Genomic DNA, 252 nt, shown 5'->3' with positions numbered 1-252 from the left:
GTTGGCCTGGTAGGAACCAACCGACTTGATGTGCGTCGGCAGTTCGACCTTGCGCTTGTCGATGGCGCCGAGGCCGGCGGCCTCAACGGCAGCGGCAACGTCGGCCGGCTTGACGGTACCGAACAGACGGCCGGCTTCGCCGGCCTTCACGACCAGCTTGACCGACTTGGAAGCCAGTGCGGCAGCCTGAGCCTGAGCGTCTTCCAGGGAAGCGTGCTCGCGAGCTGCGCGGGCAGCCTTGATGGACTCGAC

General features: G+C 66.7%; 1 protein-coding gene. It reads right to left on the bottom strand.

The window, feature by feature from the left end:
• The coding region (locus AC5RVV_RS18450; RefSeq protein ID WP_494002769.1) for a 50S ribosomal L9 C-terminal domain-containing protein at positions 1–252 on the bottom strand (252 nt) is incomplete at both ends.

Source organism: Arthrobacter sp. MDT2-34-1 (genome assembly GCF_059091365.1).
This window is presented reverse-complemented; position numbering and strand designations above follow the sequence as displayed.